Annotated in this window: 13 protein-coding genes; 10 read left to right on the top strand and 3 right to left on the bottom strand. The window is 64.0% G+C overall.

Annotated elements, in window-relative coordinates; all coding sequences use genetic code 11:
• Window positions 1-136 precede the first annotated feature (136 nt).
• Together V0R59_RS04050 and V0R59_RS04045 are read left to right on the top strand one after the other, a co-directional pair.
• On the top strand, window positions 137-808 hold the full coding sequence (locus V0R59_RS04050; protein WP_330073434.1) for a response regulator: 672 nt from the start codon (window positions 137-139) through the stop codon (window positions 806-808).
• The gene (locus V0R59_RS04045) at window positions 801-2,183 is read left to right on the top strand and encodes a sensor histidine kinase (protein ID WP_330073435.1); all 1,383 of its coding nucleotides are present in this window, start codon (window positions 801-803) and stop codon (window positions 2,181-2,183) included. Before V0R59_RS04050 ends, V0R59_RS04045 begins: the two co-directional genes overlap by 8 nt.
• A 39-nt stretch (window positions 2,184-2,222) precedes the next feature.
• Here the strand turns inward: V0R59_RS04045 and V0R59_RS04040 are convergent, their stop codons facing one another.
• Window positions 2,223-3,032 carry an HDOD domain-containing protein gene (locus tag V0R59_RS04040; RefSeq protein WP_330073436.1) on the bottom strand — a complete coding sequence of 270 codons (810 nt, stop codon included), beginning with the start codon at window positions 3,030-3,032 and terminating at the stop codon, window positions 2,223-2,225.
• Between the two features lie 59 nt (window positions 3,033-3,091).
• A complete protein-coding gene (gene ygfZ / locus V0R59_RS04035) occupies window positions 3,092-4,021 on the bottom strand; it encodes a CAF17-like 4Fe-4S cluster assembly/insertion protein YgfZ (protein WP_330073437.1) in 930 nt (309 codons plus the stop codon).
• Window positions 4,022-4,165: 144 nt separating this feature from the next.
• On the opposite strand from ygfZ, the gene V0R59_RS04030 reads away from it, so the two are divergent.
• Window positions 4,166-4,420: an FAD assembly factor SdhE gene (locus tag V0R59_RS04030; protein ID WP_330073438.1), complete on the top strand. Its 255-nt coding sequence runs from the start codon at window positions 4,166-4,168 to the stop codon at window positions 4,418-4,420.
• Entirely contained in the window at window positions 4,404-4,856 is a 453-nt protein-coding gene (locus tag V0R59_RS04025; RefSeq protein WP_330073439.1) for a protein YgfX, read from the top strand. Before V0R59_RS04030 ends, V0R59_RS04025 begins: the two co-directional genes overlap by 17 nt.
• On the opposite strand, the gene nadB is transcribed toward V0R59_RS04025, so the two are convergent.
• A complete protein-coding gene (nadB, locus tag V0R59_RS04020; protein ID WP_330073440.1) occupies window positions 4,825-6,441 on the bottom strand; it encodes an L-aspartate oxidase in 1,617 nt (538 codons plus the stop codon). The genes V0R59_RS04025 and nadB overlap by 32 nt on opposite strands.
• A 457-nt stretch (window positions 6,442-6,898) precedes the next feature.
• On the opposite strand from nadB, the gene rpoE reads away from it, so the two are divergent.
• The 6 genes from rpoE to lepB all read left to right on the top strand — a co-directional run bounded on the left by rpoE (window position 6,899) and on the right by lepB (window position 13,627).
• Window positions 6,899-7,480 carry an RNA polymerase sigma factor RpoE gene (gene rpoE, locus V0R59_RS04015; protein WP_003252049.1) on the top strand — a complete coding sequence of 194 codons (582 nt, stop codon included), beginning with the start codon at window positions 6,899-6,901 and terminating at the stop codon, window positions 7,478-7,480.
• Between the two features lie 31 nt (window positions 7,481-7,511).
• Window positions 7,512-8,105, top strand: a complete 594-nt coding sequence (locus tag V0R59_RS04010) for a sigma-E factor negative regulatory protein (protein ID WP_330073441.1) — start codon at window positions 7,512-7,514, stop codon at window positions 8,103-8,105.
• 25 nt (window positions 8,106-8,130) lie between these two features.
• Complete coding sequence (locus tag V0R59_RS04005; protein WP_330073442.1) at window positions 8,131-9,096, top strand: MucB/RseB C-terminal domain-containing protein; 966 nt, start codon at window positions 8,131-8,133, stop codon at window positions 9,094-9,096.
• A 317-nt stretch (window positions 9,097-9,413) separates the two neighbouring features.
• Window positions 9,414-10,793 carry a DegQ family serine endoprotease gene (locus V0R59_RS04000; RefSeq protein WP_330073563.1) on the top strand — a complete coding sequence of 460 codons (1,380 nt, stop codon included), beginning with the start codon at window positions 9,414-9,416 and terminating at the stop codon, window positions 10,791-10,793.
• 173 nt (window positions 10,794-10,966) lie between these two features.
• A complete protein-coding gene (gene lepA, locus V0R59_RS03995) occupies window positions 10,967-12,766 on the top strand; it encodes a translation elongation factor 4 (protein WP_330073443.1) in 1,800 nt (599 codons plus the stop codon).
• 6 nt (window positions 12,767-12,772) lie between these two features.
• Window positions 12,773-13,627, top strand: coding sequence for a signal peptidase I (gene lepB / locus V0R59_RS03990; protein ID WP_330073444.1), 855 nt, complete (start codon window positions 12,773-12,775; stop codon window positions 13,625-13,627).
• Window positions 13,628-13,662: the final 35 nt, after the last annotated feature.

Raw genomic sequence — 13,662 nt, 5'->3', positions numbered from 1 at the left:
GAGGGCCGTGAAGCGATGCTAGGGGCTCAACCTTTCGCTAACCTTTCAATCGACTTTCATTCCTGCGGCGGCTTCACAGGGCCTGCTTCCTCTGTAAACTCCGCGCCACTGAACGCGATGCGACCGGGAGAAACCGATGCGAGTGCTGCTCGTCGAAGACCATCTGCAGTTGGCCGAAAGCGTGGCCCAGGCCCTGAAAAGCCAGGGCCTGACCGTCGATGTGCTGCACGATGGAGTGGCCGCCGACCTGGCCCTGGCCAGCGAGGACTACGCGGCGGCGGTGCTCGACGTGGGCCTGCCGCGGATGGACGGCTTCGAGGTGCTGGCGCGCCTGCGCGCCCGCGGCAAGACCGTTCCGGTGCTGATGCTGACCGCCCGCAGCGACGTCAAGGACCGGGTCCACGGGCTCAACCTGGGCGCCGACGATTACCTGGCCAAGCCCTTCGAGCTGACCGAGCTGGAAGCACGGGTCAAGGCCCTGCTGCGGCGCAGCGTGCTGGGCGGCGAGCGCCAGCAGCGCTGCGGTCCGCTGGTCTACGACCTGGACACCCGGCGCTTCAGCCTGGGCGACGAACTGCTGTCCCTGACCTCCCGCGAGCAGGCCGTGCTGGAAGCGCTGATCGCCCGGCCCGGGCGGGTGATGAGCAAGGAGCAACTGGCCTCCCAGGTGTTCGGTCTCGACGAGGAAGCCAGTCCGGACGCCATCGAGATCTACATCCACCGCCTGCGCAAGAAACTCGATGGCCATGCGGTGGCCATCGTCACTTTCCGCGGCCTCGGCTACCTGCTGGAACACCGCGATGCGTAACGACGGCAGCCTGCGCGGACGCCTGCTGGGGAACCTGGCGCTGCTGCTGGTGGTGCTGATGATCGCCAGCGGCCTGAGCGCCTACTGGAATGGCCGCGAGGCCGCCGACACCGCCTACGACCGCACCCTGCTGGCCTCGGCGCGGACCATCGCCGCCGGCCTGTCGCAGCGCGACGGTACCCTCAGCGCCGACGTGCCCTACGTGGCCCTGGACACCTTCGCCTACGACAGCGCGGGGCGGATCTACTACCAGGTCAACGATATCCACCAGAAGCTGATCTCCGGCTACGAGAACATCCCCGGGCCGCCGCCCGGTACCCCGCGCACCGACGACTATCCGGCCCTGGCGCGCTTCTACAACGCCCGCTACCTGGGTCAGGACGTGCGTGTGGTCAGCCTGCTCAAGGCGGTCAGCGAGCCGAACATGAATGGCATGGCGGAAATCCGTGTCGCCGAGACCGAGGAAGCGCGGGTGCGCATGGCCCGGGGCCTGATGGCCGATACCCTGCTGCGCCTGGGCATGCTGGCGCTGGGCGCGTTGCTGCTGGTGTGGTTCGCCGTGAGTGCGGCACTGCGCCCGCTGGAGCGCTTGCGCGGGGCGGTGGAAGAACGCCAGCCGGACGACCTGCGGCCGCTGCCGACCGTCGAGGTGCAGCAGGAACTGGGGCCGCTGGTGCGGGCCCTGAACCACTTCACCGAGCGCCTGCGCGAGCAGTTCGAGCGTCAGGCGCAGTTCATCGCCGATGCCGCCCATGAGCTGCGCACGCCGCTGGCGGCGTTGAAGGCGCGGGTCGAGCTGGGGTTGCGGGCGAAGGAACCGGAGGTCTGGCACGACACCCTGCAGGCCACGGCGCAGAGCACCGACAAGCTGACGCACCTGGCCAACCAGCTGCTGTCCATGGCCCGGGTGGAAAACGGCGCGCGGGCGATTGCCGAAGGCGGCGCGCAGCTGCTGGACCTCAGCCAGCTGACCCGTGAGCTGGGCATGGCCATGGCGCCGCTGGCCCATGCCCGGGGCATTGCCCTGGCGCTGGAGGCAGAAGCGCCGGTGTGGGTGCGTGGCGAGCCGACCCTGCTCAATGAGCTGCTGAGCAACCTGGTGGACAATGCGCTGGCCCATACGCCCAAGGGCGGCAACGTGATCCTGCGGGTCACTGCGCCGGGTGAGCTGGAAGTGGAGGATGACGGTCCGGGGATTCCGCCGCAGGAGCGGGAGAAGGTGTTCGAGCGGTTTTATCGGCGCAGTCACCAAGGCACCGGGCTGGGTCTGGCGATCGTCGGCGAGATCTGTCGGGCGCACCTGGCGGCGATCAGCCTGCATGACGGGGAGAAGGGCGGGTTGAAGGTCAGGGTGAGTTTCAACCCGGTTCAGTAGAGGGCAAGGGCAACACTGAACCCGCTCCCAGGGGGTGCTCTATCTGAACATCAGCCGGGCATCCAGCAAGTCATCCTCGGAGAACAGGCCGGTCGGCGGAACTGCGAAATGCCGATACGCCGGCAACGCCGTCACCGGCCGCTCGCGCCCGGTGTTGTCGCACAGCGACCGGGCGATCTGCACGATGTCCACGTAGTCCAGCCGTTGCGAATGTCGCTCCAGGTTCTGCACGTCTCCCGGTAGCGCCGCCAGTTGCTCGGGAAATTCCCAGACACTGAGGATCTTGTCCCCCAGCACCGGATGGATCTGTTCGATCACATGGTTCAGGCACACCGGGTCGGACAACAGCTCGTTGTGTTCCTCGGCATACGTCAGGATAGGTAGCACGCCGATCTGGTGCACCAGCCCGGCCAGCGCTGCCTGATCAGCCTTGAGGTCGCTGTAGCGGGCAGCCAGTTCATAGCTGACACCGGCAACTTCCAGGCTTTTCGCCCAGATTTCCCGCATCTTCTGTTCCACTGCTTCCGAGCGGGCATGGAAGATCTGCTCGATCACCAGGCCGATCGCCAGGTTGCAGCTGTAGTTGACCCCGAGGCGGGTAATGGCGGTCTGCAGGTCGGTGACCTCGGTGATCGCCCGCAGCAGCGGGCTGTTGACCACCTTGATCAGGCGCGCGGCCAGGGCGGCGTCGCGGCCGATGACCTTGCTCAGGGTGGCGACGCTGATCTCGGTGTCTTCCGCGGCTTCGCGGATGCTCATGGCGACCTCGGGCAGGGTCGGCAGGACCAGGTCGTCATTGTCGATGGCGCGCAGCAACTGCGTTTGCACCATCTTGGCCAGCGTGTTCATCGTGTCTCTCTCCCGCGTTCAGGGATGGCCCCGCCGGCATGCGGCGGGGCAGGGCGGGCTCAGCGCTGGATCTCGCGGTCGCGGTCCAGTTCGTAAGGCAAGGTCAGCAGGTTCAGGCGCGGGCCTTCGAGGCTGCCCAGGTGCAGGTTGCCGTCTTCCACGGCATCGGCGGTCAACACGGCCAGCAACTCGCCGCGGGCTGCGATCACCACTTCGCCCACCGACGAGGCGTGGGTCGGCGAGAAGATCTCGCTGCCCGGCGCCGGCATCTCGGCCAGGTCCAGGGACAGCCGGTACAGGCGGCGCTTGAGCTTGCCCAGGTACTGCATGCGCGCAACGATTTCCTGGCCGGTGTAGCAGCCTTTCTTGAAGCTCACGCCACCGACGGCCTGCAGGTTGATCATCTGCGGGATGAACAGCTCGCGGGTCTGCTCCATGACCTGGCCGATACCGGCGCGGATCTGCCCCAGCAGCCAGTCATCCAGCTCGCCTTCCGGCAGATGGGCGGCCAGTTGCGCGCGCACGGCGTCGGCGCGCTCGGCGGGCACCCAGAGTTCGACGCGGGCCGGCGAGACAGTGATGGCGATCAGATCGTCATGGCGCACGGTGCCACCAGCCTCGGCGGCGGCCTCGATGCCCAGCGCAGCGAGGGCCGCGTCCCCCTGGACCAGGCCGAAACGCACCCAGGCGGCGCTCTCGTCGGTGAGCCTGGCCTTGGAGAACACCGCGTACTTCTTCAGGTCCGCCAGTTGCGGTTCGAGCAGTTCGCGGGTCATCGCCAGGAGGAAACCGTCGCCTTCCGGCAGGATGCGGAAGCTCGACTGCATCCGGCCCTTCTGCATGCAGCGGGAGCCAAGGCTGGAGGTGTGTTCGTTGAGATAACCGATATGGCAGGTCAGCTGACCTTGCAGGAATTTGCCGGCGTCGGAACCGCGTACGGCAAGGATGCCTTCATGGGACAGGGTGCAGAAAAAAGCGGAATCGGCCATGGTTCATCGCAGGTAATCAAGACTGGCGGCCATCATAGAGTGCCCTCGGCAAAATAGGTAGCAGCCTCACAGACCTCTCGACCAACGCCGTGTGTCCATCGCCGGTTCGGTCTGTATACTGGCCGCCTATTCGAGGAGGGCCCCATGGTCGAACAAACTGAACTCAACCGTCTGTTCTGGCACAGCCGTCGCGGCATGCTGGAACTGGACGTACTGCTGGTACCTTTCACCCAGGAGGTCTACCCGACCCTGAACGAGACGGACCGCGAACTGTACGTGCGTCTGCTGGGTTGCGAGGACCAGGACATGTTCGGCTGGTTCATGGAGCGCACCGAGTCGGAAGATCCGGAGCTGCAGCGCATGGTTCGCATCATCCTGGACCGTGTCCAGCCCAAGTGATCGCTTCGAGTGTCGCTGGCAGGGCTCCAGGGTCCTGCTGGCGCTCTACCTCGCCTGTCTGCTGGCGGCCCTCACGGCCTTGATGCTGCTGGCGGTGCCGCTGCTGTTTTCCCTCTGTGGGCTGGCCCTGTGCCTGGTCCACGCCTTCCGCGCCATTCCCCGGCAGATTCTCCTGACCCACCCCGAGGCCATCACCGGCCTGCGCCGCGATGCCCATGGCTGGCACCTGTGGAGCGCCGCCCGTGGCTGGCACGCCGTGCAACTGCGTCCCGACAGCATGGCGCTGCCAGGGTTGGTCATCTTGCGTTATCGGCGTGCGGGGCAGTTCTTCGCCCGCAGCCAGTGCATCGGCCACGACGCGCTGGAGCCGGTGCAGCACCGGCGCCTGCGCTTGCGCCTGAAGTTCAGTCGCCGAAGGTGGGCGGCTGCAGGATAGTGTCCAAGGCCTCGGGCAGCAGGTCCGGGTAATCCAGGGTGTAGTGCAGGCCGCGGGATTCCTTGCGCTGCATGGCCGAGAGGATCATCAGCTCGGCGACCTGGGCCAGGTTGCGCAGCTCGATCAGGTCGCGGCTGACCTTGTAGTTGCTGTAGAACTCGTCGATCTCGTCCAGCAGCAGGCGCACGCGGTGCTCGGCACGCTGCAGGCGCTTGCTGGTGCGCACGATGCCCACGTAGTCCCACATGAATCGCCGCAGTTCATCCCAGTTGTGCGCGATGATCACGTCTTCGTCGGAGTCGGTGACCTGGCTGGCGTCCCAGCAGGGCAGGGCCTGGGGCATGTTCACCTGGTCCAGCTGGGCGAGGATGTCGGCGGCGGCGGAGCGGCCATAGACGAAGCATTCCAGCAGCGAGTTGCTGGCCATGCGGTTGGCGCCATGCAGGCCGGTGAAGCTGGTTTCGCCAATGGCGTACAGGCCCGGCACGTCGGTACGGCCATCCTGGTCGATCGTCACCCCGCCGCAGGTGTAGTGGGCCGCGGGGACCACCGGGATCGGCTGGCGGGTGATGTCGATGCCGAAGGTCAGGCAGCGCTCGTAGACGGTGGGGAAGTGGCTTTTGACGAACTCCGCCGGCTTGTGGCTGATGTCCAGGTACACGCAGTCGACGCCGAGGCGCTTCATCTCGTGGTCGATGGCGCGGGCGACGATATCCCGCGGTGCCAGTTCGGCACGCGGGTCGAAGCGCTCCATGAAGCGCTCGCCGTTGGGCAGCCTGAGCAGGCCGCCTTCGCCACGCAGGGCCTCGGTGATCAGGAAACTCTTGGCCTGCGGGTGATACAGGCAGGTGGGGTGGAACTGGTTGAATTCCAGGTTGGCCACCCGGCAGCCAGCGCGCCAGGCCATGGCGATGCCGTCACCGCAGGCGCCGTCCGGGTTGCTGGTATAGAGGTAGACCTTGGCCGCGCCGCCGGTGGCCAGCACGGTGAAACGTGCGCCGTAGGTGTCGACTTCGCCGCTGGCGCGGTTCAGCACGTAGGCGCCCAGGCAGCGATCGCCGGCCAGGCCCAGGCGGCGCTCGGTGATCAGGTCCACCGCCACGCGTTGTTCCAGCAGCTCGATATTCGGTCGCTGCCGTGCCTGTTCCAGCAGGGTGGTGAAGATCGCCGCGCCGGTGGCGTCGGCAGCGTGGATGATGCGCCGGTGGCTGTGGCCGCCTTCACGGGTCAGGTGGAACTCGAAGCCGCCGTCGTCGACGCTGGCATGCTCGTCGCGGGTGAAGGGCACGCCCTGGTCGATCAGCCACTGGATCGCTTCGCGGCTATGCTCGACGGTGAAACGCACCGCGTCTTCATGGCACAGGCCGCCGCCGGCATTGAGGGTGTCCTCGACGTGGGACTGCACGGTATCGGTGTCATCCAGCACCGCGGCGACGCCGCCCTGGGCCCAGAAGGTCGAGCCGTTGGCCAGGTCGCCCTTGCTCAGGACGGCGATGCGCAGGTGTGACGGCAGGTTCAGCGCCAGGCTCAGGCCTGCGGCACCGCTACCGATCACGAGGACGTCATGTTGTAGTTGTTGGCTCATGTCTTGGATTTTCCGCGCGGGGCGACCACGTAGGACACTGGAATAAGGGCAGTGGTATCGGCACAATGGTCAAGCGTTTATGGCATTGTGAAACTATCGTGAATCTCGGTGGGCTGCCTTTATATCAGCCCGGACATCCGGATTTCCATGCCACGACGTGTACAGGCCTGCCAAGCGTGGGAACTTTCCTGGAATCGTGCGTATCCATAGGGGGTTGCCCGTGAGTCAGCAGCCGTGGTGGCGGGAGGCAACGGCCGTTTTCGAGCGTTGCCCATGCATAGAAGACTGATTTATTGACGCAGCCGGCAAGCACCGTGCTGCGTTTTTCGTGCGAGCCGACCAAGGGCCGCCGGAAACTTGCCTGGAGGGGAGAACTTTTGCAAAAAGCCCGAGTCTATGGTTGCAAGCCGAAACGATGGCCGATGCGACCCTCCTCCAGGTTCATCGAGGAGTGTTCATGCTAACCCAGGAAGAGGATCAGCAGCTTGTCGAGCGCGTGCAGCGCGGCGACAGGCGAGCGTTCGATCTGTTGGTGCTGAAGTATCAGCACAAGATTCTCGGGTTGATCGTGCGATTCGTGCACGACACCCATGAGGCCCAGGATGTGGCGCAGGAAGCGTTCATCAAGGCCTACCGTGCACTTGGCAATTTCCGCGGTGACAGCGCGTTCTATACCTGGCTGTACCGGATTGCCATCAACACGGCGAAAAACTATCTGGTGTCCCGCGGTCGGCGGCCACCGGACAGCGATGTAAGTTCAGAGGATGCAGAGTTTTACGACGGCGATCATGGCCTCAAGGACCTCGAATCCCCCGAACGCTCGCTGTTGCGGGATGAGATCGAAGGCACCGTCCATCGGACCATCCAGCAGCTGCCAGAAGATTTGCGTACGGCGTTAACTTTACGTGAATTCGATGGTCTGAGTTACGAGGACATTGCCAGCGTCATGCAGTGTCCGGTGGGTACCGTGCGCTCTCGGATTTTCCGCGCTCGGGAGGCCATAGACAAAGCCCTGCAGCCGTTGTTGCAGGAAACCTGAGACAGCGGCGACAGCCAAGAGAGGAACCGCCATGAGTCGTGAAGCTTTGCAGGAATCGCTGTCCGCGGTGATGGATAACGAAGCGGACGAACTGGAGTTGCGTCGGGTACTGAGTGCCGTCGACGACCCTGAAACCCGTGCCACCTGGTCGCGTTACCAGGTTGCCCGTGCAGCGATGCACAAGGAACTGCTGATGCCCAAGCTGGACATCGCCTCGGCAGTCTCCGCCGCGCTGGCTGACGAGGCCACCCCGGTCAAGGTCGCTCGCGGTCCATGGCGCAGCGTTGGCCGCCTGGCGGTCGCCGCGTCGGTGACCCTGGCGGTGCTGGCAGGTGTACGCCTGTACAACCAGGACGACATCAACGGTGCGCAACTGGCTGCCCAGCAACCGGCCCAGCAAGGCCTGGTGGCTCCGCAAGTCCAGGGCCCGGCGGTTCTGGCAGGCTATAGTGAAAGCTCCGAGCAAGCCCCTGGCCCGATGGCCAATGGCGTGCTGCAAGGTCAGAGCGGCTGGCAGGACCAGCGTCTGCCTGGCTACCTGCGCCAGCATGCCCAGGACGCTGCCGTGAAGGGCACTGAAAGCGCGCTGCCATACGCCCGCGCCGCCAGCCTGGAAAACCGCTAAGGCGAAGAACACCCGAAGGAGGACCATGCGCGCGCTACCTCTCATACCGCTCTTGCTCAGCGGCTGCCTGACCTTGCCGGCCCATGCCGCCAATTCGTCGACCGAGGCCGCTGATTGGCTCAACCGGATGGCGAAAGTCGAGCAGGAGCAGAGTTACCAGGGCACCTTCGTCTACGAACGCAACGGCAGTTTTTCCACACACGATATCTGGCATCGCGTCCAGAACGGCAAGGTCAGCGAGCGGTTGTTGCAGCTCGATGGCCAGGTCCAGGAAGTCGTGCGTGTAAACGGCCAGACCCAGTGCGTAAGTGGAGCCCTGGCCTCGGAGGCAGGCAACGCAACGCAATCCTCGGCGCGCGTGCTCGATCCCCTGAAACTGATGAACTGGTATGACCTGAGTGTCGCCGGACAGTCCAGGGTGGCCGGGCGCGATGTGGTGATCATCACCATGCGTCCCCGTGACCAGCACCGTTATGCCTTCGAACTGCACCTGGACCGGGAAACCGCACTGCCGCTGAAATCGTTGTTGATCAACGACAAGGAGCAGTTGCTGGAGCGCTTCCAGTTCACCCGTCTGGACATTCGCGATGTTCCCGATGACAGCCAGCTCAAGGCTTCCGACGCATGTCGGCCGCTGCCCCAGGCCAGCGTTCAGGCCCACGAGGCGGTGGTTGGCTGGCGTTCGGAATGGCTGCCGCCCGGCTTCGAACTGGTCAGCAGCAGCGTGCGCAAGGATACCGACGGCAAGCACAGCGTCAGCAGCCTGATGTATGACGATGGCCTGGCGCGTTTCTCGGTGTTCCTCGAAGCGCAGGACAATGAGGCGGGTTTCGATACCCGCGCGCAGTTGGGGCCGACGGTCGCCGTTTCACGGCAACTGAACACGCCCAAGGGTGAAATGATGGTGACGGTGGTGGGGGAAATTCCCATTGGCACTGCCGAACGTGTGGCCTTGTCGATGCGCCCGCAGGACGCCCAGGCAAGTCAGTAGTAATCCACTGGAGCTACACGAGTACAAGGACGACCAAGGATGAAAGGCATGTCCCAGAGCCGCTGACATGATTGGTAAGCCATCAAGTTTGCAAATCCATCCAGATTTTTCTATAGGTCAGGCCTTCGCGGGTCTGGCCTTTCCTGCTGTTGCAGTATCCAGAAATGCCCACGTTCCAGGCCCGGTCACATCCTCAGGGATGCCACCGGGCCTTTTTCGTTGGCAGGTCCCTATTGCTAAACCACGCTCGTTGTGACGGGAGCCGTATGTCGATACCACGCTTGAAATCCTATCTATCGCTGTTCGCCGCCGTGCTCATGCTCGGCCAGATGGCGACTGCGCAAGCCGAAGCCCTGCCGGACTTCACCACCCTGGTCGAGCAAGCCTCGCCGGCGGTGGTGAACATCAGTACCAAGCAGAAGTTGCCGGAGCGCAAGTACGCCCAGGGCCAGATGCCTGACCTGGAAGGCCTGCCGCCGATGTTCCGCGAGTTCTTCGAGCGCAGCCTGCCGCAGCAACCGCGGGCGCCGCGTGGCGACCGCCAGCGTGAAGCGCAGTCGCTGGGTTCGGGCTTCATCATTTCCGATGACGGCTACGTGCTCACCAACAACCACGTGATCGCCGACGCCGACGAAATCATCGTCCGCCTCTCCGACCGCAGCGAACTACAGGCCAAGCTGGTCGGCACCGACCCGCGCACCGACGTGGCCCTGCTCAAGGTCGAGGGCAAGAACCTGCCGACCGTGAAGCTGGGTGACTCTTCGAAGCTCAAGGTCGGCGAATGGGTGTTGGCCATCGGCTCGCCGTTCGGCTTCGACCACTCGGTGACCAAGGGTATCGTCAGCGCCAAGGGCCGCACCCTGCCGAACGACACCTACGTACCGTTCATCCAGACCGACGTGGCGATCAACCCGGGCAACTCCGGTGGCCCGCTGTTCAACATGAACGGCGAAGTGGTGGGTATCAACTCGCAGATCTTCACCCGTTCCGGTGGCTTCATGGGCTTGTCTTTCGCCATCCCGATCGATGTCGCGCTGGACGTTTCCAACCAGCTGAAGAAAGACGGCAAGGTCAGCCGCGGCTGGCTCGGCGTGGTGATCCAGGAGGTCAACAAGGACCTGGCTGAATCCTTCGGCCTGGACAAGCCGGCCGGTGCCCTGGTGGCCCAGGTCCTGGAAGACGGCCCGGCAGCCAAGGGCGGCCTGCAGGTGGGTGACGTGATCCTCAGCATGAACGGCCAGCCGATCGTCATGTCGGCCGACCTGCCGCACCTGGTCGGTGGCCTGAAGGATGGCGCCAAGGCCAAGCTGGAGATCATCCGCAACGGCAAGCGCCAGAACCTCGACGTCACCATCGGCGCACTGCCGGATGAAGACCAGGACGTCACCACCAGCCCGAGCGGCGCGGTCGAGCGCAGCAGCAACCGCCTTGGCGTGAGCGTTTCGGACCTGACCGCCGAGCAGAAGAAGACCCTCGAACTGCAGGGCGGCGTGGTCATCAAGGATGTCCAGGACGGTCCGGCGGCACTGATCGGCCTGCGTCCGGGTGATGTCATCAGCCACCTGAACAACCAGGCGATCACCTCGGCGAAGGAATTCACCGAAATCGCCAAGGACCTGCCGAAGAACCGTTCGGTGTCCATGCGCGTGCTGCGTCAGGGCCGCGCCAGCTTCATCACCTTCAAGCTGGCTGAATAAGCCCGCGCAAACCAAGAGGGCAGCCACTGGCTGCCCTTTTTTTGTGCCTGCCCTGCTCCGATGCCTCCTGACTGACCGGCGAATGGAATCTCCCATAACCCTCCGGCTTCAGGTACAATTCCCGGCTATTTTTCGGCGGGCGTCCGGCCCGCGGCCTTTTTGAGTGTTGACCCGTGAGTGATCTGAGTCATATCCGCAATTTCTCCATCATCGCCCACATTGACCACGGCAAGTCGACCCTGGCCGACCGGTTCATCCAGATGTGCGGTGGCCTGAGCGACCGTGAAATGGAAGCACAGGTCCTCGATTCCATGGACCTGGAGCGTGAACGCGGGATCACCATCAAGGCCCACAGCGTCACCCTGCACTACAAGGCGGGCGACGGCAAAACCTACCAGTTGAACTTCATCGACACCCCCGGCCACGTCGACTTCACCTATGAAGTCAGCCGTTCCCTGGCCGCCTGCGAAGGCGCGCTGCTGGTGGTGGACGCCGGCCAGGGCGTCGAGGCGCAATCCGTCGCCAACTGCTACACCGCCATCGAGCAGGGCCTGGAAGTCATGCCGGTCCTGAACAAGATGGACCTGCCGCAAGCCGACCCGGATCGCGTCAAGGAAGAGATCGAGAAGATCATCGGCATCGACGCCACCGATGCCGTGGCCTGCTCGGCGAAGAGCGGCATGGGCGTGGACGAGGTGCTGGAGCGCCTGGTGCACACCATTCCGGCGCCTGAAGGCGAGCTCGACGCACCGCTGCAGGCGCTGATCATCGACTCCTGGTTCGACAACTACCTGGGCGTCGTGTCCCTGGTTCGCGTGCGCCATGGCCGCGTGAAGAAAGGCGACAAGATCCTGGTCAAGTCCACCGGCAAGGTGCACCTGGTCGACAGCGTCGGTGTCTTCACCCCGAAACATACCGTCACCGCCGACCTCAAGGCCGGTGAAGTGGGCTTCATCATCGCCAGCATCAAGGAAATCCTCGGTGCGCCAGTGGGCGATACCCTGACCCTGTCCTCGACCCCCGAAGTCGAGGTGCTGCCGGGCTTCAAGAAGATCCAGCCGCAGGTATATGCCGGCCTTTTCCCGGTCAGTTCCGATGATTTCGAAGATTTTCGCGATGCGTTGCAGAAACTGACCCTGAACGACTCGTCGTTGCAGTACACCCCGGAAAGCTCCGACGCCCTGGGCTTCGGCTTCCGTTGCGGCTTCCTCGGCATGCTGCACATGGAGATCATCCAGGAGCGCCTGGAGCGCGAATACGACCTGGACCTGATCACCACCGCACCGAGCGTGATCTTCGAGGTCAAGCTCAAGACCGGCGAGACCATCTACGTCGACAACCCGTCGAAGCTGCCGGACATCTCCTCGGTGGAAGACTTCCGCGAGCCGATCGTCGCCGCCACCATCCTCGTGCCGCAGGAACACCTGGGCAACGTCATCACCCTGTGCATCGAGAAGCGTGGCGTGCAGCGCGACATGCAGTTCCTCGGCTCGCAGGTGCAGGTGCGCTACGACCTGCCGATGAACGAAGTGGTGCTGGACTTCTTCGACCGCCTCAAATCCACCAGCCGCGGCTATGCTTCGCTGGATTACCATTTCGACCGTTATCAGTCGGCCAACCTGGTCAAGCTCGACGTGCTGATCAACGGCGACAAGGTCGATGCCCTGGCATTGATCGTGCACCGTGACAACGCGCACTACAAAGGTCGCGCGTTGACCGAGAAGATGAAGGAACTGATTCCTCGGCAGATGTTCGACGTGGCGATCCAGGCGGCCATTGGCGGCCAGATCGTTGCCCGGACCACGGTCAAGGCACTCAGAAAGAACGTACTGGCCAAGTGCTACGGCGGTGACGTGAGCCGTAAGCGCAAGCTGTTGGAGAAACAGAAGGCTGGTAAGAAACGCATGAAACAGGTCGGCAACGTGGAGATTCCACAGGAAGCCTTCCTCGCCGTGCTCCGGTTGGATAGCTAGGTCTTTATGTCGCTAAATTTCCCGCTGTTGCTAGTCATCGCTGTCGCTGTCTGTGGGCTGCTGGCCCTGATCGATCTGCTGTTCCTGGCTCCGCGTCGGCGGGCGGCGATCGCCAACTACCAGGGCAGCGTCAGCCAGCCCGAGCTGTCGGTGGTCGAGCAGTTGAACAAGGAGCCGTTGCTGGTCGAGTACGGCAAATCGTTCTTCCCGGTGCTGTTCATCGTGCTGGTGCTGCGTTCGTTCCTGGTCGAGCCGTTCCAGATCCCCTCGGGGTCGATGAAGCCGACCCTGGAAGTGGGCGACTTCATCCTGGTGAACAAGTTCTCCTACGGCATCCGCCTGCCGGTGATCGACAAGAAGGTCATCGAGGTCGGTGACCCGCAACGCGGCGATGTGATGGTGTTCCGCTACCCGAGCGACCCGAACGTCAACTACATCAAGCGTGTGGTCGGACTGCCGGGCGACGTGGTGCGCTACACCAGCGACAAGCGCCTGTTCGTCAATGGCCAGCAGGTCGCCGAGCAACTGGTTGGCGCCGAGCCGGGCACCCTGGGCAGCGCCGAGCTGTACAAGGAAAAACTCGGCGAGGCCGAGCACCTGATCCGCAAGGAGATGAGTCGCTACCGCATGCCGCCGGACCAGCAGTGGACGGTGCCCGCCGGGCACTACTTCATGATGGGCGACAACCGCGACAACTCCAACGACAGCCGCTACTGGGATGATCCTTCGATTCCCAAGGAGCTGCTGGGCATGGTTCCGGACCAGAACATCGTCGGCAAGGCCTTTGCCGTATGGATGAGCTGGCCGGAGCCGAAACTCAGCCACTTCCCGAGCCTGTCGCGGGTAGGGCTGATCAAGTAGCACCTTCACGGCGCTGTCCTTCGGGACGGCGCCGA

Source organism: Pseudomonas ulcerans (genome assembly GCF_036324125.1).
GTDB classification, from domain to species: Bacteria; Pseudomonadota; Gammaproteobacteria; order Pseudomonadales; family Pseudomonadaceae; genus Aquipseudomonas; species Aquipseudomonas ulcerans.
This window is presented reverse-complemented; position numbering and strand designations above follow the sequence as displayed.